20 protein-coding genes and 1 pseudogene are annotated in these 20,148 nt (G+C 38.6%); 16 read left to right on the plus strand and 5 right to left on the minus strand.

What is annotated here, in order from left to right; genetic code table 11:
• Window positions 1–8 precede the first annotated feature (8 nt).
• Together QW284_04660 and QW284_04665 are read left to right on the plus strand one after the other, a co-directional pair.
• Window positions 9–269 carry a hypothetical protein gene (locus QW284_04660; GenBank protein MEM0338960.1) on the plus strand — a complete coding sequence of 87 codons (261 nt, stop codon included), beginning with the start codon at window positions 9–11 and terminating at the stop codon, window positions 267–269.
• A gap of 4 nt (window positions 270–273) precedes the next feature.
• Window positions 274–660: a hypothetical protein gene (locus tag QW284_04665; GenBank protein MEM0338961.1), complete on the plus strand. Its 387-nt coding sequence runs from the start codon at window positions 274–276 to the stop codon at window positions 658–660.
• On the opposite strand, the gene QW284_04670 is transcribed toward QW284_04665, so the two are convergent.
• Entirely contained in the window at window positions 632–865 is a 234-nt protein-coding gene (locus tag QW284_04670) for a hypothetical protein (GenBank protein ID MEM0338962.1), read from the minus strand. The two genes, QW284_04665 and QW284_04670, sit on opposite strands and share 29 nt — an antisense overlap.
• Window positions 866–1,169: 304 nt before the next feature.
• Between QW284_04670 and QW284_04675 the strand changes: the two genes are divergently transcribed.
• On the plus strand, window positions 1,170–1,304 hold the full coding sequence (locus QW284_04675; protein MEM0338963.1) for a hypothetical protein: 135 nt from the start codon (window positions 1,170–1,172) through the stop codon (window positions 1,302–1,304).
• 129 nt (window positions 1,305–1,433) lie between these two features.
• Window positions 1,434–2,573: a hypothetical protein gene (locus tag QW284_04680; GenBank protein MEM0338964.1), complete on the plus strand. Its 1,140-nt coding sequence runs from the start codon at window positions 1,434–1,436 to the stop codon at window positions 2,571–2,573.
• A 6-nt stretch (window positions 2,574–2,579) separates the two neighbouring features.
• On the opposite strand, the gene QW284_04685 is transcribed toward QW284_04680, so the two are convergent.
• The 4 genes and pseudogenes from QW284_04685 to QW284_04700 form a co-directional block, all read right to left on the minus strand.
• Window positions 2,580–3,620, minus strand: coding sequence for a phosphate uptake regulator PhoU (locus tag QW284_04685; protein ID MEM0338965.1), 1,041 nt, complete (start codon window positions 3,618–3,620; stop codon window positions 2,580–2,582).
• A 253-nt stretch (window positions 3,621–3,873) separates the two neighbouring features.
• Window positions 3,874–4,686 carry an ARMT1-like domain-containing protein gene (locus tag QW284_04690; GenBank protein ID MEM0338966.1) on the minus strand — a complete coding sequence of 271 codons (813 nt, stop codon included), beginning with the start codon at window positions 4,684–4,686 and terminating at the stop codon, window positions 3,874–3,876.
• The gene (locus QW284_04695) at window positions 4,676–5,698 is read right to left on the minus strand and encodes an alanine--glyoxylate aminotransferase family protein (protein MEM0338967.1); all 1,023 of its coding nucleotides are present in this window, start codon (window positions 5,696–5,698) and stop codon (window positions 4,676–4,678) included. Before QW284_04695 ends, QW284_04690 begins: the two co-directional genes overlap by 11 nt.
• Window positions 5,695–6,594 (minus strand): annotated as a pseudogene (locus tag QW284_04700) (D-2-hydroxyacid dehydrogenase). The gene QW284_04695 and the pseudogene QW284_04700 overlap by 4 nt, the downstream one beginning before the upstream one ends.
• A gap of 306 nt (window positions 6,595–6,900) precedes the next feature.
• Here QW284_04700 and QW284_04705 point away from each other — a divergent pair.
• From QW284_04705 to QW284_04760, 12 genes are all read left to right on the plus strand, one after another.
• Window positions 6,901–8,205: a 2-isopropylmalate synthase gene (locus QW284_04705; GenBank protein MEM0338968.1), complete on the plus strand. Its 1,305-nt coding sequence runs from the start codon at window positions 6,901–6,903 to the stop codon at window positions 8,203–8,205.
• Between the two features lie 35 nt (window positions 8,206–8,240).
• Window positions 8,241–9,494: a 3-isopropylmalate dehydratase large subunit gene (locus QW284_04710; GenBank protein ID MEM0338969.1), complete on the plus strand. Its 1,254-nt coding sequence runs from the start codon at window positions 8,241–8,243 to the stop codon at window positions 9,492–9,494.
• Between the two features lie 12 nt (window positions 9,495–9,506).
• Window positions 9,507–10,028: a 3-isopropylmalate dehydratase gene (locus tag QW284_04715; GenBank protein MEM0338970.1), complete on the plus strand. Its 522-nt coding sequence runs from the start codon at window positions 9,507–9,509 to the stop codon at window positions 10,026–10,028.
• Window positions 10,007–11,044 carry an isocitrate/isopropylmalate dehydrogenase family protein gene (locus tag QW284_04720; GenBank protein MEM0338971.1) on the plus strand — a complete coding sequence of 346 codons (1,038 nt, stop codon included), beginning with the start codon at window positions 10,007–10,009 and terminating at the stop codon, window positions 11,042–11,044. Before QW284_04715 ends, QW284_04720 begins: the two co-directional genes overlap by 22 nt.
• 190 nt (window positions 11,045–11,234) lie before the next feature.
• Complete coding sequence (gene thrC, locus QW284_04725) at window positions 11,235–12,296, plus strand: threonine synthase (protein MEM0338972.1); 1,062 nt, start codon at window positions 11,235–11,237, stop codon at window positions 12,294–12,296.
• Between the two features lie 10 nt (window positions 12,297–12,306).
• Window positions 12,307–13,704: a phosphoenolpyruvate carboxylase gene (ppcA, locus tag QW284_04730; protein MEM0338973.1), complete on the plus strand. Its 1,398-nt coding sequence runs from the start codon at window positions 12,307–12,309 to the stop codon at window positions 13,702–13,704.
• Window positions 13,705–13,785: 81 nt separating this feature from the next.
• Complete coding sequence (locus QW284_04735; GenBank protein ID MEM0338974.1) at window positions 13,786–15,468, plus strand: ABC transporter substrate-binding protein; 1,683 nt, start codon at window positions 13,786–13,788, stop codon at window positions 15,466–15,468.
• 14 nt (window positions 15,469–15,482) lie between these two features.
• A complete protein-coding gene (locus QW284_04740; GenBank protein ID MEM0338975.1) occupies window positions 15,483–16,502 on the plus strand; it encodes an ABC transporter permease in 1,020 nt (339 codons plus the stop codon).
• Window positions 16,499–17,428, plus strand: coding sequence for an ABC transporter permease (locus QW284_04745; GenBank protein ID MEM0338976.1), 930 nt, complete (start codon window positions 16,499–16,501; stop codon window positions 17,426–17,428). Before QW284_04740 ends, QW284_04745 begins: the two co-directional genes overlap by 4 nt.
• Window positions 17,419–18,375 carry an ABC transporter ATP-binding protein gene (locus QW284_04750; GenBank protein ID MEM0338977.1) on the plus strand — a complete coding sequence of 319 codons (957 nt, stop codon included), beginning with the start codon at window positions 17,419–17,421 and terminating at the stop codon, window positions 18,373–18,375. Before QW284_04745 ends, QW284_04750 begins: the two co-directional genes overlap by 10 nt.
• Window positions 18,348–19,283, plus strand: coding sequence for an ABC transporter ATP-binding protein (locus QW284_04755; protein ID MEM0338978.1), 936 nt, complete (start codon window positions 18,348–18,350; stop codon window positions 19,281–19,283). Before QW284_04750 ends, QW284_04755 begins: the two co-directional genes overlap by 28 nt.
• 71 nt (window positions 19,284–19,354) lie before the next feature.
• Window positions 19,355–20,137 (plus strand): recombinase RecB, encoded by a 783-nt coding sequence (locus tag QW284_04760; protein ID MEM0338979.1) that lies wholly within the window; start codon window positions 19,355–19,357, stop codon window positions 20,135–20,137.
• The last annotated feature ends 11 nt before the right edge of the window (window positions 20,138–20,148 follow it).

The raw sequence follows: 20,148 nt of genomic DNA on the forward strand, positions 1-20,148 counted from the left end.
TATGGTTGTTGGATTACGTGAAGAGCCTTTTAATCGAACTTTTGACAAATATAGACAAGTATTTTGATAAGAGACTTGTTCTCAATTCTGATGGTAGAAGACTGCTCAATAAAATAATCTTTGCTCTACTCTCAAACAGCTTCAATGATAAAAAGTTTATTAGAAATGTTAGAAAAGAGCCAACACTTGAAAACATTATTAAGCTTACTACAGAGATTCTAGGATTCGACGCCAGAAGAATGGTTATATATAAAGATCTTGAGTTGTAGAGCTATGAGAAAATATTTGACTATGCTATATACAATATATGCTCTCGGATCTATAGCAATAATTATTAGTGGCATCACAATCTTAAAAGCTTCTACAGCAAACCAAACCTATATAAAATCCCTTGCTGAAAAGCTAAACTTTGAGGAAACAACTATTAGAGAAATGCTTACAGTAGCTGGCTCTATACACATAGTGCTTGCTATAGCATCTATAACAATACTTATTATAATGATTTTGAAAAACAAGAGAGCATGGGGCTATATAGCCCTTGCATTATCGATAACATCACTAATACTATTAGCAGGCTACATAGTAGGGCCAATAGCAATGACAATAGCGTCGATAACATATCTAAAAACTATTAAGGAGACTCAAAACAAGACTCTCTAACCCTTCTATCAATAAAACTGAAAATCATAGAGGCAGCCTCATCAGAACCACACAACCTTCTAAGAATATCCCTAAGCACACTACTCTCATAAACCCTATCAATAGATGTCCTAGCATAAACCTCAACAACATAAACAAAACCAGGCATCAAAGTATTCAAAACACTCTTGATACAATTACCCAATTTATTGCCTGGAGCACCCATATTAACTCACCTACAATATAAATACTTGACACACAGAAACATATCCATAAAAACAATGATATGTTATCAAGAAATCGAGAAAAAGTTTTTAAAGACTAGATAATATAGAGAAACGCATTATTCAATGCATAATTGCACCACCGAAAACTTTATAATCAGAAAAAAGCTTGGACATAACACATAAGCAATTGTATAAACAATACAAAGAAATGAACATAGCAATTTTGTCCACATCTCCTCTGCAAAATCACATAATGAAAAACTGTATATCTTGTCCAAAAAGATATTTGTTCGGTGTACAAATATGAAAACAGAGAGAAAAGTGAACCTATATAAGTATATAAAAATTGGTGTAGCAACAGCTTCCATAGCTATACCACTTGCAATGGCAATTGCAGCTGGCACACCAAAAAGTCCACCGCCATTTTCTCCCTTCTAGATTATTGCTGAACCCATTAAATTTTTTATATGTCTAATGATATTCTTTATTTTATAGTAGCGGTTTTAAATCCTTAGTCTCAAAGTAGTAGATTGTGTAAAATTTTTAAATTATTTTGGTGACATGGTATTGGCCAACATTATCCCGCAGCAGTATCTAGATTTTCTTCGCAAAATATATCTACTTAGAAGGGTAACTGTCACAAGACTTAAGGAAGATCTTGGAATGGACTACAGGGTTATACGTAACATATTTCTATCATTTGCTCATAGATATAAAGTTCGTTTTTGGGTTGACATACTTCAACAAAGACTTGGCTTAAATCTAACCCTACTAATCTTAAAGAAAGCTAGGGTATATCTTCTAGAAAAACATGGAGCAATTAAGGAGTTGCTTAACCTTAAGTTACCTTTTGTGAGATCAATTTCTCTAACACTTGATGGCGGTCTTCAACTTATTATCCAAAATCCATTTGGATCCAAGCTCGTTATTGAAGATAATATGAAAAATTTTGTAAGATCTATATATTCATTTAATTTTGTTTTGAGGTCTAAGCCTCATCCAAATCTTCTTCAAAGCTATTTAAAAGGTGATTACAATTATCTTTTGAATAATGGTATTCAGACTGCATTCGAGAATAAATATGATATTGATGAAGAGTATTTGCTTACACCAACAAAGTTTGACAGCCTTGATTTGGTAATACTTGATATAATTGAGGATAAGCCTTACATAACTCTTAGAGCGCTAACAAAGAAAGTTAATGAAGTTCTTTTAAAGTCTTTTACTGTTGATCGAATAGAAAGACATGTTGTTAAACATGTTGAGAATCTTATTCTTGGCTATAGAATGGCTGGTGCAAGTTTTGCAGAGTTTTCTAATTATGGATCTACCTTAATAACTTCTTGTAAGAATTGTATTGATTTTTGTTCTAGGGCTATTTCACATCCATTTATAGTTTCATGTGTTGGCAATGCAAATAGTGGTGTAACTGGGGTTAGTGTTCTCGCTCCTCGTGCTGTTCATAATGATTTTGTTATCTCTTTGGATAAGGCTTTATCTTCTTATGGCTGTGAACCTGTTGAAGAGGTCATAAACTATTTTGTTGTTGAGCCGTATTACATTTTCTATGGTGTTCCAAGGCCTTATCCTGTTGAGGTTAGGGCTGGTTTGGATGTTGAAACCGAGTATGATCCTCGTTCTAGGGCTTGGTCTCCTGAGATTGATGTTACTAGGATTATCGAGTCTTTGAGGAAGTACTTGGCATAGTTTTAACTATTCCTGCCCTTCATTTTCCTCCGTTCTCATTTGTATTTTGTCCATCTTTTTGAGTGCATATATATCTATGACTTCTTCTGCTATGTCTATGCTTCTGGCTATTACCCTTGATATTGCGTCTAATATTCTTGTTACTGCTATTTGTTTTGCTAGCTCTCCTCCATAACTTTTCCTAATCTCTTCTTCTAACTGCTTCAGCTCTTCTATTTTCTTTGTTATGTTTATAGCCATATTCTTGTCTGGTACTAGATATGCTTCGCATATGTTTTTGAATACCTCTATGGCGCTTGTGTATAGATTTGATATGAATTTTGGTGGCGTTTCTAATGTTTGTAGAGACTTTGATATGTTTACTGCATGATCTCCCACTCTTTCAACACTTTTAAGAAACATTGTCATGTATATGGCGTCATAGTATTTGAGTCCCTTTCTACCCATTTCATAGGGGTCACTCAGAATGGCTATTAACTGTCTCAGCGCGAGTAGATATAGCTTGTCAACGAGGTTGTCACGAGCTATAACAGCATCCAATACGCTTTTATCTGCTGCTTCGGTTAGATACGATATTATATCTTCGTGCATGCTTATCACAAGCCTTGTCATTCTCTTCATAACACTATTCAAATTACTTAGATTCGGATCAACAACAATCTGAAGCGTTGCACTGGTTGCATCCTCGTCTATTACTTCAAGACCCATTAACTTCTCCTTAGCAACTGAAACAGCTTTCTCAATAAACTCCCTCTTAACACCCTTATAAACAAGTTTCACTGTTGAAGCTCCAGCAACATACCCACCTATAATCTCTCTAACGATATCCTCGTCAGAGTAGCTAGGATCTACATAAACAACATGTTCTGATATACTACCCCTCTCCTGTTTGTAAGGAACATATATCCTTAGGGATAGATCAGGCAGAACCTCCATAACAACATTCATTTTGGGTTCGAGACCAATTTCTTTAGCCCACGAATTAGGCAAGGACACTATATATGTTGATTTGCCTATCCTCTGCACACGCCTTCTATAAACAGCCACTATACACACCATTCATAGCTATAGCTATATAGATTTATAAGCTATAATGAACCTTAGAAAATCTATACATATATGTAATGAAGTACTCTATCAGTAATACAAACATGGTATTTGAACATTTAAGTCCTAAAATTGTTTATAAATTTGGGTCAGAGCTTTTTGCAGGCATGATAACTATTATCTCTTACAGTGTTTATGTAAGGCAACAAATATGTAAAACATGTAGAAGCCTGCTGTAGTTTTGGAAACCCAACTATTTCCCTCCTAAAACACTCTTTACCTTATCCCCAGAAACTATAAGCACAGAGTTTTTTGGTACACCAAATCTCTTTGCTATCACATCACATTTTGCTCTTAGAAGATGGACAGATTTTGTCTTTCCGAATTCTGCATAGGCTTCTGCATTTGCTATCCCCTTGGCTATTATGAGGCCCCTGTCTATATATACCACAGGAGACATGCTACCAGGGGTTGATACAATGTTAAAGCTTTTTTCATCAAAGTCGCCATCCGTTTCATCTATTTCGTATGCCTTGTTTCTGACAACTATGAATGTTTTGTAGCCATTGTATGTAAGTGCCTTTGCTAAAACCTTGTCTATCTCTGCCTCACCTGCATTGTCTAGAACAATATATATATCCTCATTCTTTGGAATTTCAAAAACATCCTCTATTACTGGCTTATCCCATATAGCTTCATCCAAGCTCTTTGTATTTTCATATCCAAGAACGCTCGTGTCTATGATGTTCGCAGCCGCTGATATCCTAATTGCTTCTCTAATGTCCCACCCAATACTCTCTAGATGTTTTTCAACTGTCTGTGCTATTCTCCTTCCAATCTCCTTTAGCATCTTTTTCCTCTCCTGATATGGATCCCTGGATCTAGTTAATTTCTTAACATATTCAAATGAGTTTGCGAAGGCCTTTGACCTGCTATTCTCTTCGTCAACTATCTTTGCAAGCCTCTTTAAAAGCTTTGATAGCTTATCTCCATGGCCAAGCTCTACAAGGTCTTTGGATCTAGAGTAAATTAGACAGAGTTTGCAGTAACTATCATCAATCCACATATCTATTCACTATCTCAACAACTTTTCCAAGATCCTCCATTGTTATATCCCCCATCACGCCTATCCTAATAGTGTTATCCCTTAGCTTGCCCATTCCACCTGCTATCACATATCCACTTTTCTTCAGCTCTGCTATAATGTCTCTAGCTCTGGTGCTGTAGAAAGCTGTTACCGTGTAGCTTCTTAGACCTTCTCTTGCAACAGGCTTTAGTCTAATGCTATTATATAGATATTCAGCTCTTTCTTTGTGCATCTCGCGGTACTTATCAACACTCATACCAAGAATATAGTCAAGTGCTGCATCGAGACCATATATAACATTTATTGGTGGCGTATATGGTGTTTCCCACTTCTTAAGGCTTTGAAGGAACTTTTCTAAGCTCATTGAAGGTGGTACAGAGGCTTTTGCTCTTGGCTTCTTAGCTATGTACAGTATAGCCGCCCCTGGAGGTGATATGAATGCTTTTTGTGATGCTGTCGCAATAACATCTATCTCCCTTTTAAATACCTCTACAGGGTAGAGGGAAACACTGTCAACAAGGAGTACAGCACCATAAGAATCTGCGACATCTTGATATTTCTCAATAAATCTATTTGTGGTTCCTGTACTAGTCTCGTTGTGAACAACAGCAATCGCCTTTACATCACCAACCTTTCTAACAGTATCTTCAACGATGTCTGGTGGAGGAACGTCACCGTATTCCCACTCTATTTTGTGTACAACTCCACCTCTAGACTCTATAGATTCTATAAGTCTGTCTCCGAACTCCCCATTTGTTATTGCAACTACCTTCTCCCCTGGATTAATATAGTTGTAGACCATTACATCAACAGCAAGGGTTCCTGTTCCCGGTATTACCACAGGCGTTGTTTTATACACAGTTGAAAGCTTTTCAATAACCCTCTTGAACACCTCTCTAAACTCCTCTGTTCTGTGAAACTGTGGCTGTTTCGCTATGGCGTCGATAACTTGTCTAGGTATTTGAACAGGCCCTGGTGTTAGATATTTCAAAGCCAGTCCACCGCCTCCAGAATGTTTTTCACAAGCTCATCTGCTATCCTATCCATTGCCTCAACTGTTTCAGCCCCTATATGGGGTGTTACAACAACTTTTGGATGTTTAACCAACTTCCATATCTTCTCATCTCTTGGAGGCTCCTGCTCGAGAACATCTAGAGCTACACCACCAAGCCTATCAACATGTTTTAGTAACGCATCTGTATCTATGACCTCACCTCTGCTAGTATTAACCAAGACTGCGCCGTCTTTCATCATAGACAACGTCTTATCATTTACCATGTGCCATGTCAGAGGAGTCAAAGGAACATGTAGTGTCACAACATCTGTCTCGCTTAAAAGCTTCTCCAGATCTACTTGTACACCACCAAGCTTTGAAACCTCTTTAGATATGTCCCTAATATCATAAGCCATTACATCCATGCCAAGTGACTTAGCATAGTAAGCAACCCTACTACCAATTCTACCAAAACCTATTACACCAAGTTTCTTGCCATACAGTTCCCTGCCGATGTGCTTACCCTTGGGCCACTCACCACATTTGACGCTGTGTATGAGTTCATAGAGTCCTCTATAAACTGTTAGCATTAGTGCTATCGTCAGTTCAGCTACACTTATAATTGATGCTGAAGGGGCATTTACAATAGCTATACCCCTTCTCACAGCATGTTCTATATCCACATTATCCAATCCTATACCGTATCTAGCCAAAATTCTCAGGTTAGCGCCTCTATCAATAACTTCTTTATCTATTTTTAGCCTTCCCCGGAAAACAAGAACATTATAGCTCTCTACATTATTGAGTAGCTCTTCTCTTGATAATCCTGGTCTATAGCAAACCTCAAATCCATGCTTCTTCAAGCTATCCAAGAACTTCTCTGATACCCTGTCTACTACAAGGACTTTGTATCTATCGACAAAAGGTGTTCACCAAATCTTTGTTTCGAGTCTATTGGTATATAAATTTATCGGCTAAAACGGGTTTAAGCAATTTTAAAAAGTATATAATAATCACAGAGTTTGATCCTTTGTCATGACGCTCTTATGCTATGGAATTCGCATCAAACCATTTACTAAAGGTGCTGAATTCTTTAAACTACGCTCCATGAATACGCACCATAGCATTATAAGACAATTATTTTAGGTTTGCACGAAATTTTTGTAGCATTGCAACTTAACATATCTGGTGATGTTTTCATGGAATTAGATGGGAATATGAAGTTTTTCAGAGATCTCTATCCATTTGATAGTGTACCAAGGCTCGTTGTTACAGATGTTGAGCTTAGGGAGAATTTAAGTAAGATTTTTCTTACTGACACTACACTTAGAGATGGTCAGCAAGGTTGGAGGGTTTTTACTGTTGAAGAATGTGAGGAGATTTACGAAATTTTAGCTGATATTGGTGGTAGGGGAGGTATTGAAAGCACAGAAGTGTTTCTTTATACAGAAAAAGATAGAGAGGCTGCGAAAAGACTTTTATCCTATGGATATAGATATCCGAAGATAATTGGCTGGATAAGAGCTACACATTCGGATCTCCAGCTTGTTATAGATGCAAAACTCGACGAGACTGTCATGCTCATGTCCATATCTGATTACCACATAAAATACAAGTTTAATGCAACAAGAGAAGAGGCTTTTAGGAAATATCTAGAGGTAGCCGAAAAAGCTCTTAGCCATGGAATAACCATTAGAGCATCGCTAGAGGATATAACAAGAGCCGATATTTTCGGAGCTGTAATACCCTTTGTGAAGAGGCTTCTCGAGTTAAGCGAGAAGTACAAAACGCCCGTTAAGATAAAACTCCCAGATACCCTGGGGCTTGGACTACCATTTCCAGAGGTGCCACTTCCAAGAGGGATACCAGCAATTATACAAGCAATTAGGAGAACCACTAGCATTCCACAGGAGTATATAGAGTTCCATGGGCACAACGATTTCGGGCTTGTTGTAGCCAATCACCTTGCTGCATGGATGTATGGTGCAGCAGCTGGCAACTGTACCCTTCTAGGCATTGGCGAAAGAGCTGGCAACTGCCCACTAGAGATTATGGCTATTCACTATGCTTCTATAAGAGGCGACAGCAGAATAAACTTGAAGGCACTGTCAAAGCTACCTGAACTCTTTGAGAGAATGGGTCTCAAAATAATTGAGCACTATCCAATTGTTGGTAGAAATGCCTTTAGAACAAAAGCAGGTATACATGCCGACGGCCTTCTAAAGAATCCCGAGGTTTACTTGCCATTCGATCCAGTAAAGGTTCTGGGACTACCATACTCTGTTGCGATAACCCCATACTCTGGAAGATCGGCTGTCGTAATCTGGCTTAGGAACTATCTAGGCTATAACCACATATCGAAAGATGACCCAAGGGTTGTTGCAATATACAATGAAATTGTAGAACTATTCAATAAGACCAATAGAGTTGAGCCACTATCAGATAGTGAGATGCTTGAAATTGTGAAGAAGCATTTCCCCGAGGTCGAGACAAAGACATTGTAAAAGCGATTCGAAGGATTTCTTGTGGTGTTCCTTGAATGGGCTTGATAGATAGGATAGTGTCTAAAGCGATTGGCAGAAATGTTTCACCAGGAGAGATTGTTGTTATAAATATTGATGCTGTCTATGCGCAAGACGGTACAGCACCACTTGTAATAGATGTTGTTGAAAAAGAGCTTGAATTAAAGAGGAGGGTTGCTGTAGAAAGAGCGTTTTTCTTCATCGACCACTCTTCCCCAGCCCCGCATGTTGCTGCTGCTACTGTTCATAAGGAGATGAGGAGATTTGCAAAAGAGTATGGAGTGAAACTATTCGATGTTGGCTATGGTATTAGCCACCAAGTTGTTGTTGAGGACGGTCTTGTTAGACCCGGCATGGTTGTCGTTGGAGCTGATAGTCATACACCGACAATTGGTGCCATAGGTGTTTATGCCACTGGGGTTGGAAGTACTGATGCAGCTATTGCCATGATGTTTGGGATGCTGTGGCTTAAGGTGCCTGAAACGACTAAGGTTGTTTTAACAGGGACTATGCCGAAAGGTGTTATGAGCAAGGATATAGCGCTTCACATAATAGGTAGTATAGGTACTGACGGTATGCTTGGTAGAGCTGTTGAGTTTAGAGGTGATACACTGAAGTATCTAAGTGTAGACTCTAGAATGACGTTAACAAATATGTGCACAGAGATGAGCGCTGAGTCGGCTATTATGCCAGTTGATGAGGTTGCTAGGAAGTGGCTAAATGAAAGAGGGTATACCATTTACAGAGATGTTGATTGGGAAAAAGAAGATGGCTATGTTGATGAGCTTATTGTTGAAGTCTCTAAATTGGAGCCTGTGGTAGCTGCTCCACCGGATGTTGACAATGTTAAAGGTGTTGGTGAAGTAAGCAACGTAGAGGTTGACCAGGTTTTCATAGGCTCGTGTACAAATGGCAGGTTGGAGGACATAGAGATAGCTGCACGAATATTGCATGGGAGAAAGGTAAAAGATGGTGTAAGATGTATAGTATCACCAGCTTCTAGAAAGGTCTATATGGAGGCTCTGAAAAGAGGCTATATAGACATTCTTGCTAGTGCAGGATGCACTATAGCACCCCCAACATGCGGACCATGTGTAGGTGCTCACATGGGTCTTTTAGCAGCTGGCGAAGTTGCTGTGGCAACAACAAACAGAAACTTCCCGGGTAGAATGGGACATAGAGATAGCAAGGTGTACCTCTCATCACCCGCTGTAGCCGCTGCTACAGCTATAGAGGGTAGAATAGCTGATCCCAGGAAATACCTTTCTTAGGGGTGGGCCAATGTGATTGTCCGTGGAAAGTGTTGGAAGCTTGGAGACAATATAAGTACAGACCATATAATATCTGGGAAATACAAATTCGAAGCCATAAATGATATGAATAAGATGGCTGTTCACGTACTTGAAGACGTTATACCTGGATTCTACAAACTGGTTTCAAAAGGCGATATAATTGTTGGTGGCAGAAACTTTGGGAAAGGCTCTAGCAGAGAGCAGGCACCAAGACTACTAAAGCTTGTTGGAGTTGGAGCTATTGTTGCTAAGAGCTTTGCACACATATTCTACAGAAATGCTATAAACATTGGGCTGCCGGTGATTGTTGCAAAGATCATTCCAGATGTTAGCGAGACAGGAGATGTGGTAGAGGTTGATATATCAAATGGCATTGTAAGGAACATTACAAAAGGCGTTGAAGAGAGGTTTACCCCCTTCCCCAAGGAAATTCTTGACATTCTTGAGGTTGGCGGAGTTGTAGAATACATCAAGAGATATGGTGGACTTCCATGGTCAAGAGGTACAAGATAGGGGTTTTGAAGGGAGATGGTATAGGGCCAGAAATAGTTGATGCCGCACTTCATGTGTTGAATGCCCTTGGAATAGATGCTGAATTTGTTGAGCTGAGGGCTGGATACGAATACTACAAGCGTTTTGGAAAGCCACTAGAGGAGGGCTTTTTTGACGTTGCCAAGAAGATGGATGCCATCTTGAAGGGTCCTCTCTATACACCCCCACATGAAAAAGAGTTCAAAAGCATCAATATTTTGATTAGAAAAGAACTTGACTTGTATGCCAATGTGAGACCTTTTAAGAGCTTCAAGGGCTTTTCACTAAAGGATTTCAACTTTGTTATAGTTAGAGAGAATAGCGAGGATGTCTATGTAGGTATCGAGGGGCTATTTAAAGGAACGGCCATATCTCTTAGGATCATTACCTATGAAGGTGCTAAAAGGATAGCAGAATATGCATTTAGCTATGCTAAGAAAAACGGGTTTAAAAAAGTCACAGTTGTTCACAAAGCCAATGTTTTGAAGATATCCGATGGACTCTTCAGAGATGTTTTCTTTGAAGTAGCTAAGAGATATCCTGATATAACTGCAGAAGAGATTATTGTTGATACAGCTGCTTACACAATTGTTAGAAACCCCGAACGATTAGGGGTTATGGTTACACCAAATCTATATGGAGATATCCTATCTGATCTTGCCGCAGCTATGGTTGGTAGCCTTGGACTATGCGGCTCTGCACAAATAGGCAGTGACATAGCTGTTTTTGAGCCTGTTCATGGGACAGCCCCCGATATAGCTGGAAAGGGTATAGCCAACCCCATTGGAGAGATAGAGGCTGCTAAGTTGATGCTCTACTACCTATATGAAAAATTCGATGATGCTGATCTCCATGTAAAGGCAAAAAACTTGGATAAGGCTATACATACCGTGGTGGAAGATCTAAAAATTTTGACACCAGATCTAGGGGGAACCTACAAAACAGTTGATGTTGTTAATGCTCTTGTGAAGGTTCTAAACTCTGAAATACATTCATAGAAAGTTTTTTAACCCCTGTCCCAAAGTATATTTAGACTATGGTGGATGACTTGGAAACATAGAAAGTTCTCCACACAAGAAAATATTCAAAGACGGAGTAAAACTTAGATGCATAAAATGTGGAGCTGTCTACGATCCAGATCCATGGCTATTCATATGCCCAAGATGTAAAAACCTATTGGAAGTTGTAATGCCTGCTAAAACAAGTTTTAGCTGGGATAAAGCAAGAAGAAGAAGGTTTGGCGTTTGGAGATATAGAGAGCTACTACCTATAAATGATGATATAGAGCCTGTTACAATGTGCGAAGGTGGCACACCGCTTATCAGAGTTAATAGAGCTGTCAATGGAAATGTGTATGTGAAGTTCGAGGGTGGGAACCCAACTGGGAGCTTTAAGGATAGGGGAATGACAGTTGGTGTGACAATAGCCAAGCATCTAGGTGTTGAGGGTGTTGTTGTTGCAAGCACCGGCAATACTGCTGCTTCAGCAGCGGCTTATGCTGCGAGAGCAGGTCTTAAATGCGTTGTTGTGTTGCCGCGTGGTGGTGTTGCGAGAGGAAAGCTCGCTCAGTCACTTCTACATGGTGCGAAAATTGTCGAGGTTGATGGGGTATTTGATGATGCGTTGGAAGAGGTTTTCACCGAGGCTGTTATAAATGGTAAAAGAGATTTGTATCCGCTAAACTCTTACAATCCATGGAGGCTAGAGGGGCAGAAGACAATAGCTTTTGAGATTGTTGATGAGCTTTCTGAGGTGCCAGAGGCTATTGTTGTTCCTGTTGGTAATGCAGGAAATATATCGGCTATTTGGAAGGGGTTCAAAGAGCTCTTTAGTTATGGACTAATAAATAAGTTACCTAAGATGATTGGGGTACAAGCTGAGGGTGCAGCTCCACTTGTTGCTACGTGGAGCACAAGAAGCGACTCTTTAATTGAAGTTGAAAAACCACATACAATTGCATCTGCCATCAGAATTGGTAAACCGGTCAACTGGTTGAAGGCGCTGAATGCTGTTAGAGAATCTGGTGGGGTATTCGTTACAGTATCCGATAACGAGATTTTGGAGGGTGTAAAGGATTTGGCGCGATACGAAGGCATTGGTGTTGAGCCTGCTAGTGCAGCTTCGCTTGCAGGTTATAGAAAAGTTATTAAAATGGGGCTCATAGATAGGGATGATCTTGCTGTACTTATTGCAACCGGCCATGCGCTTAAAGATCCAGACACAATTTCAAGGTATTTTAGCTATCAGTAAGGTGATTTTAATGGAATTCATACCCAGGCTCATGTGCACCCAGCATCCAGATGCATCAGTAAAGATAACTGCGCAAGAAGAGGTTGACGAAGCTATCCAAGGATATACGATGTATGAATGTGATGAGGTTATGAGTGATTATGAAGGGAAGCTAACACCCTATGCACAGCCAAAGGATATCGTCACAAAGGCAATTAAATTGGGCATTCCAATCGGAGAAAAATACTTTATTACCCCTAGGATACCTAACCCAAACCTCGAGGACATCGACAGAGTTGCTCTGTCTCTTGAGGCATCACTTATAGCTAACTACTATTCGCATCGACATGCAAATACCCAGGCAGTCAAATGGATTATAATGCCCATGGTCGAGGATCCCAATAGTGTAAGGCTTGTCCAGAAGCTTGTAATAAAGAAGGCTAGGATATTCCAAGATGAGCTTGATCTCCCAAAGATGGATGTACAGCTAGTTCCACTAGTAGAAGATACGAATCGTTTCTTGGAAATCCATAGATATATAACTATATTATATAATACCGTGAAAGAGTTTGGCATAGAGTTGAATCATTTAAGAGTCTTTTTAGGAAAAAGTGATGCAGCTGTAAGAACAGGACATGTAGCATCAGCCCTAGGTCTAATGTATGCATTGAATGAGCTGCGAAAAATAGATGAAGAGCTGGACTTGGATATCAAGCCTATAATAGGCATGGGTTCACCTTCGTTTAGAGGAGGAATAAATAATCCAAAGCTTGTGGAATATGAGGTTAGGCATTACCAAGGTTACAGCACAGTTACGATACAGTCTGCTGTAAGATATGACATCCCATTTACAGACTATAGAAAGGTTTCATCAACTATTATGCAATGGCTTGGCAAAAAACCAAAAGACATACCCTCACTTGTTCTCAGGATCATAAGAGATGCTGCTGAAAGCTATAAAAAGACTATAGCGAGATACCTAGGAATACTAGTGAAATATGCGTCAAGTATACCATCAACGAGAGATAGAGTTACTTGGAAAGAATATGGTAGAATATTTCCAGCAGAGGACAAGACAATTAACGTACCACGGGCCATAGTCTATACAGCTACCTGGTATGTCCTAGGTATTCCACCTACATATCTAGACGCAGAATATCTGGTAAATGCGTATAAGAATAATGAAATTGATGAGATATTGAATTATATGCCTTATTTAATAGATGAATGGGAATATGAATCCCAATTCTATGTGCAATCCGTAGCAAGTCAAAGACTTGGTGATACAATAGTTAAGATGGTTAATGAAGTTCTAGACTACATGGGTATAAAGCCAGAGCCGAATGAAACATATAAGAGCATTTTAGAGCTAAATCCTGTAGAGCCCCATGTAATTGCATTGGCCAAGATTAGAGGATTCCTCGGATAATGATGTTTAATCCGGTTACTGATAAAATGATGAGCCCCTATAAGCTGATTCTAATTAAAGTTTATTAGCCTTTTCTGTGCTGTGTCTATAGAATTTAAAATGATAAACAGCAAAAAACAGAAAGCATTAATAATAATTGCTATAGTAATAGCTATAACTGTTGGTGTACTTGCATATCAAATATTTGTTCCATCATCGCCACAAAATATTTACAAGCCTACAACACAACTTACATATGTAAATAAAGAAAAAATTGTTGTCTATGCCTATAGAGATGTTATTACTGGAATAGATCCTGGGGCTGAAGATGATACAGGTATTGTTGTTTTGGGAGTTGTTTACGAACCTCTACTCTATTACGATCCAGCTAAAAAAGAGTTTAAGCCTGCCCTTGCAGTCTCTTGGTCAAGGCTTAATGAGACAAGCTGGCTTTTTAAATTAAGGCCTAATGTGCGATTCCACGATGGTTCGCTATTCACAGCAGATGCTGTAAGATTTACTATACTAAGAAATAAGGCTCTTTATGAAGAGAAGGGTGTTGGAGCTGGCTGGATATGGGATGCTATTGAGGATGTGATAGTCTTAAATAATACAGCACTTTTATTTAAGCTCAGATATCCTGCACCTGTAGATCTTATTTCATCTGCTTCATATAGTAGCTATATATATTGTCCTAACGTGTTAAACTACTCGAAGGCAACCAACCTAATAGATGATAAAATCAGGCTATGGTTTGAGAATGGAAATGATTGTGGAACTGGTCCCTATAAAATTGTTTCTTATAAACCAGAGTCAGAGATTGTTTTGAGAAAATTTGATGAATGGTGGGGATGGAAGGAACTGAATAACCCTGCAGCGCCAGATGTTGTAATAATTAGAATAGTTGAAGAACCGGCTCAGCAGGAATCGGGACTACTTTCAGGTGACATAGATATTACTACCGGAGTTGCCAAGAGCAGCATTCCAAATTTAATAAAATTAGGGTATGCAGTCTACAATCAGACAACTTTTCATAACTATATACTAATGTTTAATACTAGAAGGTGGCCAACAAATATAACAGAATTTAGACTGGCCATCGCGTATGCTATTCCTTGGAACGAGATAGTTGATTTCGCTTTTCAAGGCTATGGATTATTAGGAAGCGGTTTAGTGCCACACGGCTATCCAGGATATGTTCCTAACTTAAGATACGAATACAACTTAACTAAGGCAAAAGATGTTCTAGATAAGCTTGGGATTAAAGATGTTAAGCTGGAGATTGTTATAACAGCGGGATATGAGGAGGAAGAGAGATTTGCTTCGCTACTAAAATCATCTCTTAGCCAGCTGGAGATAACTCTAGATATTATTGAGCTTCCATGGGAACAAGTTAAGGAAAAAGGTGCTAGTGTGTGGACTAAAGCTGAAGATGCTCCACATCTAATAATAAACGATTGGTGGCCAACTTATCCAACTCCATATGATTATTTATATATTCTTCATAGTAACGACACAATATGGAATTGGAGTGGATTTGTTAATAGTGATTATGACTCGCTTATAGACTCTGCCTTGAGTCTTGAAGGAATAGATTTTGAGAGAGCTCTTGAAATGTATGTTCAAGCACAAAGAATAGTGTTTAATAATGTTATTGCTGTCAATCTCTGCGATTCTGTTCAACCTTATCTCTATGATCCAAGCAAAATCAGATTGAGTGAAAATGCTTTCAATCCCTTATACATGTATGTAATATTTTTCCAATATACGGAGGTGTTGTCATAGACAGGAGTTGAAGAATGGCCGAATTATTTTATTACATATTGAAGAGAATTATTCTAAGTATTTTAGTTATTCTTGGGATTATTATTGTGTCTTACATTCTTGTCTATATAGCTCCTGGAAATCCCGCTTATACATGGGTGGGCAAGCCAACAGGGCCAAAAGCGGCTGAGGCTATTAAACTTGCTGAGAAAGATCTTGGACTTGATAAACCATTTTATATACAGCTATACAACTTTATTAAAAGATTCTTTTCTTTTAGCTGGGGCATTTCAATTAGATTCAAACAGCCAGTCTCAGTCATAACTATGAGAAGCTTAGCTGCGACACTAGAACTTGTTGTATTGGCATACATCATTGCAATGCCTCTTGGGATTTTTGGAGGAGTTTATGCAGCTCTTCATAGAGATTCTATAATTGACAAAATCATATATGGTATAGCATCGATACTTGCCTCCTCACCAAGGTTCTGGATAGCTGCTATCACCATTCTTTTGATGCAAATGCTAGGCATCAATATTTTTGGCAGGATAAGTGCAAGCTATGCTATTTCAATAAATATTTATACAGGATCCTATATCATAGATAGCTTATTAAATGGTAGAATAGATGCATTTGTAGACGCTATCTTGAGGACTATACCACCAGCTATTCTATCATCCTTTTATCCCTTTGCACTAACTGCTAGGATTGTTCGCCACTCACTTTCAGAAGAACTTCATAAAGAATATGTTAGACAGCTGCTATCCTATGGGTTAAAGGGTGGGCATGTTGTAAAAAGGTATGCCTTGAGAGGGGTTATACCAGTACTTGCTCAAATACAGGGTATTTCATTTGCTTATAGCATTATAGATGTTGCAGCAATTGAAAATGTGTTTGGTAGGGAGGGCATAGGAGTTACATTATCAAAAGCTATTCTTGCAAATGATTATCCTCTAATCGTAGGTCTTCTAACAATAGTTTCAATATTGTTTGTCATAGCGATAACAATTGCCGATATCATCCACATAATAATAGACCCTAGAGTGAGAATATGAACAGTTTTCACAACTCTCTTCGTCTTCTTGTTTCATATCCTCTGCGTATTGCATCCAGAAACTCAAAATTTAGAATTGGTTTGACTATAACAGTCTCTATTGTTGCTCTAAGCATTATTGGCTTGATTGCTACTCCCTATAAAGAGGAGGGTTGGGGGATAGTGACACAAGAAGCTATGAATAGACAGGGTATGCCTCCATGCTTACCATTTTCATGCCCATCTATATATCATCCATTTGGAACAGATGAGATGGGAAGAGACCTTCTAAGCAGGGTTCTTATAGGGACTCATATAGCACTGCTCCAAATATCCATTATACTACTAGCAAGCTTTTCCTTAGGTCTTCTTATAGGCGTTTTTACAGGTTACGGTGGATTTATCTTGGAAAGAATATTGAATTATTTGACTGAGGTATTTTTGATCATACCTTCATTTATTCTCGCTGCAGCGCTTGTAATAGTGTTTGGTAGGGGTATTACATCAGTTATTATAGCGTTAACAGCAACTTGGTGGCCATGGTACGCTAGAACAGCTTATGTGGTCATTAGAGAGCTAAGAGAACTCGAGTTTGTTAGGCTTTGTAGGGTTATGGGAGCCCCCCGAATATATATCATAATAAGACATTTGATACCTAATACCTTTCCGATAGTATTGGTTCAAGCCATTACAGATGCGGGGTCTATACTAATAGAGATTTCATCAATAAACTTTCTAATTGGTACAGCATCTATGCAATCTATAGATTTACCTGACTGGGGAATGATAATAGGTTTTGGCCTCAGATACCTTAGAACTTATTGGTGGATAGTAGTTTATCCAGGCGTCTTTCTACTAGTTACAACCCTGGGTTTAGTTCTACTTGGTGATGGTCTCAACGAGTTTCTCAGCCCCATTATAAGGAGGAGATGGAAGCCATGGATATGAATAACAAGTTTATTATAATGGCGAAGAATTTGGAAATAGGTTATGAGACTGATGATGGTATTATCTGGGCTGTTAGGGGGGTATCCTTTAGCGTTACTGAGAAAACATCTTTTTGCCTAGTTGGTGAAAGCGGCTCGGGAAAGTCATCTATCGGAAATGCTATTTCAGGGCTTCTTCCACCATATTCTATAACAAAAGGTGTTCTTATCATTGATAATAAGTATGTGGTGGATGGCGATAAAACCGACTTTAGATCCATTAGAGGCGCCGTTGTTAGAATACCACAAAATCCATCAGCTGCTCTCAGCCCATATGCTAAAATATCTGATGTATTCATGGACATTATTAGAAACGTTTTTGGCAGGATAAACAGAGAGCGTGGCATAGAAATCATGAAAAGATATCTACAGATGGTTAACCTCTCTGAAGACGTTCTCAATATGTATCCCTATCAACTATCTGGAGGTATGGCCCAGAGACTTGCCATTGCAATGTCCCTTTCCATTAATCCTAGAATCATTGTGGCTGATGAGCCGACAAGCAACTTGGATGCATACCTACGTGGAGCAATAGGAAACATACTAAAAGAGCTTGTAAATAAGGGTATTACACTCATTGTGATAACACATGACATTTTATTTGCTTCTCACGTCTGCAAGTATATTGCTGTTATGTATAGAGGCAAGATTGTTGAAATTGGTAGAGTAGATGAGATTCTATCAAATCCCATTCATCCATATACCATAGAACTTATAGAAGCTGCAACACTGCAGAGGGGTAGCGAATCAAAGAAGATCTCTACAATTGTATCTTATTCCAGTAGGGGGTGTACATATCTCAATAGATGTCCCTTTGCCTTTAGCAAGTGTAATGAGGAGCCAAAAATGGTATTTACCAAGAATGATCATGGTGTTGCATGTTGGAAGGTAGAGAGATTATACGCGTAGAAGATTTGTGGATATCATATGAGAAGAACCTCTTTGGCGTTTTAAGAAAAACAAGACATATTGTTGTTAAGGGTATTTCGTTTAGTGTTAATTGGAATGAGTCCTTTGGATTAATTGGAGCTAGCGGCTCTGGAAAAACAACTATATTAAAGGCCTTTCTAGGATTGGTAAGGCCATTTAAAGGAGAGATCTATCTTGAAGGTGAAAAACTATATTACGATGGAAAAATAAATGTTGATATGCTTAGAAAAATTGGTTTTGTTCCACAAGATCCCTTCTCATCTGTCGATCCACGAATGAAAATAATGGATATAATTGGTGAGCCTCTTAGGATAAGAGGGTTGCCTAAAAAGGTTGTTCAACAAGCTGTTGAAAATGTACTTGAATTGGTTAAATTAGATAATCAAATTATTAACAAATATCCTCACCAGCTCAGTGGAGGAATGTTACAAAGAGTTGCTATAGCAAGGGCATTAATAACAAAACCAAAGATAATGCTATTAGATGAACCAACATCTCATTTAGATGTAGTTACACAATTTGAAATACTGGCACTTTTAAAGGATCTAAAGGAAATGTTTGGATATTCCTATATAATGGTATCCCACGATTTAAATGTTATTTCATATATTTCCAATAGAATAGGTGTTTTATTGAATGGCTTTCTCATCGAAGAGGGCCCAACCAAAAATATTATTGAGAAACCTTTACATCCCTACACAAAAATACTTGTTGAAAGCTCTAAATTTAAAACCATAGCAGAGCCTGTATACTCTACCATTGGATGTCCTATACATCCGATATGTCCATGGGCAAAAGATATCTGCAAAAAGTATATGCCGCCACCTACAACATTTAATGAATCAATTGTTCGATGCTGGCATTACCTTGACTATGTACAGAGGTAGCTATATATCTGTGCCTAGCATTTATTAATTAGATAACGAAGAAGTAGAAAATAGTGTAAAGGGATATCACATTGAGTGGTAAGGGAGCTCTTTCATCATCGAGAAGGTGGCTGAGCAGTGAAAGAATTGCTTTAAGGGTTCTCGAGGAACTGGGATTTAGAATACTGGAAACAAGGAAAAAAGTTTTAGTAAATGGCATTGAAGTTGGAGAGATTGATGCCATAGTAGAGGATTCTAATGGTAACAAATGGGGTGTTGAGATAAAGGCTGGTAGAATCGATGTTACTGGAATCAGGCAAGTATATGTGAATTCCATTATTGAAACTGTTAAACCCATGGTTGTGTGCAAAGGTTTTGCCGATGATGCTGCAAAAGAACTTGCTGAAAAATTGGGGGTCAAAGTTGTAGAGTTGTCGGATGTATTTTTAGTTGATAGCGAAGAGCTGGAAACAATTGTTAGAGAGGTTATTGAGAACACTTTTGCAGATTTCCTAGAGCTGTTCTTCACAATGCCTGTAAACATTAAGCAAGAGTGGCTCGAGATTTTAAAAGCTATTGCAAATTCCCAGACAATTGACGAAGCATGTGAGAAGCTGGGTATCGACGTAAATACTCTTGCTAGACGGTTGGATGAGATGAGAGGGGCTGGTGTAATACCCAAGTGGGCTAAGAAATTTGCATCAATAAAAAGAATTGCCCAAATGATTGTTCATAGACAAATCATGGTTCATACAATTGAAGAAAGTCGCAAAATTATCGAGATATTAAAAAATCTGAATACACAATTATATCAGTTAAGCCAGCTGTTGTCTTCTATTCAAAAGAATTTGAAGAACATTGAAGAGAAACAGTGATGCATTCATTA

It is taken from the genome of Ignisphaera sp. (assembly GCA_038735125.1).
Taxonomy (GTDB): domain Archaea; phylum Thermoproteota; class Thermoprotei_A; order Sulfolobales; family Ignisphaeraceae; genus Ignisphaera.

What these genes read in the sequence shown, in the direction of transcription:
- QW284_04740 (MEM0338975.1), top strand. Translation starts at nt 15,483, where the DNA reads ATGGCCGAATTATTTTATTACATATTGAAGAGAATTATTCTAAGTATT.
- QW284_04710 (MEM0338969.1), top strand. Translation starts at nt 8,241, where the DNA reads ATGGGCTTGATAGATAGGATAGTGTCTAAAGCGATTGGCAGAAATGTT.
- QW284_04705 (MEM0338968.1), top strand. Translation starts at nt 6,901, where the DNA reads ATGGAATTAGATGGGAATATGAAGTTTTTCAGAGATCTCTATCCATTT.
- QW284_04675 (MEM0338963.1), top strand. Translation starts at nt 1,170, where the DNA reads ATGAAAACAGAGAGAAAAGTGAACCTATATAAGTATATAAAAATTGGT.
- QW284_04665 (MEM0338961.1), top strand. Translation starts at nt 274, where the DNA reads ATGAGAAAATATTTGACTATGCTATATACAATATATGCTCTCGGATCT.
- QW284_04670 (MEM0338962.1), bottom strand. Translation starts at nt 865, where the DNA reads ATGGGTGCTCCAGGCAATAAATTGGGTAATTGTATCAAGAGTGTTTTG.
- QW284_04720 (MEM0338971.1), top strand. Translation starts at nt 10,007, where the DNA reads ATGGTCAAGAGGTACAAGATAGGGGTTTTGAAGGGAGATGGTATAGGG.
- QW284_04745 (MEM0338976.1), top strand. Translation starts at nt 16,499, where the DNA reads ATGAACAGTTTTCACAACTCTCTTCGTCTTCTTGTTTCATATCCTCTG.
- QW284_04750 (MEM0338977.1), top strand. Translation starts at nt 17,419, where the DNA reads ATGGATATGAATAACAAGTTTATTATAATGGCGAAGAATTTGGAAATA.
- ppcA (MEM0338973.1), top strand. Translation starts at nt 12,307, where the DNA reads ATGGAATTCATACCCAGGCTCATGTGCACCCAGCATCCAGATGCATCA.
- thrC (MEM0338972.1), top strand. Translation starts at nt 11,235, where the DNA reads ATGCCTGCTAAAACAAGTTTTAGCTGGGATAAAGCAAGAAGAAGAAGG.
- QW284_04690 (MEM0338966.1), bottom strand. Translation starts at nt 4,686, where the DNA reads ATGTGGATTGATGATAGTTACTGCAAACTCTGTCTAATTTACTCTAGA.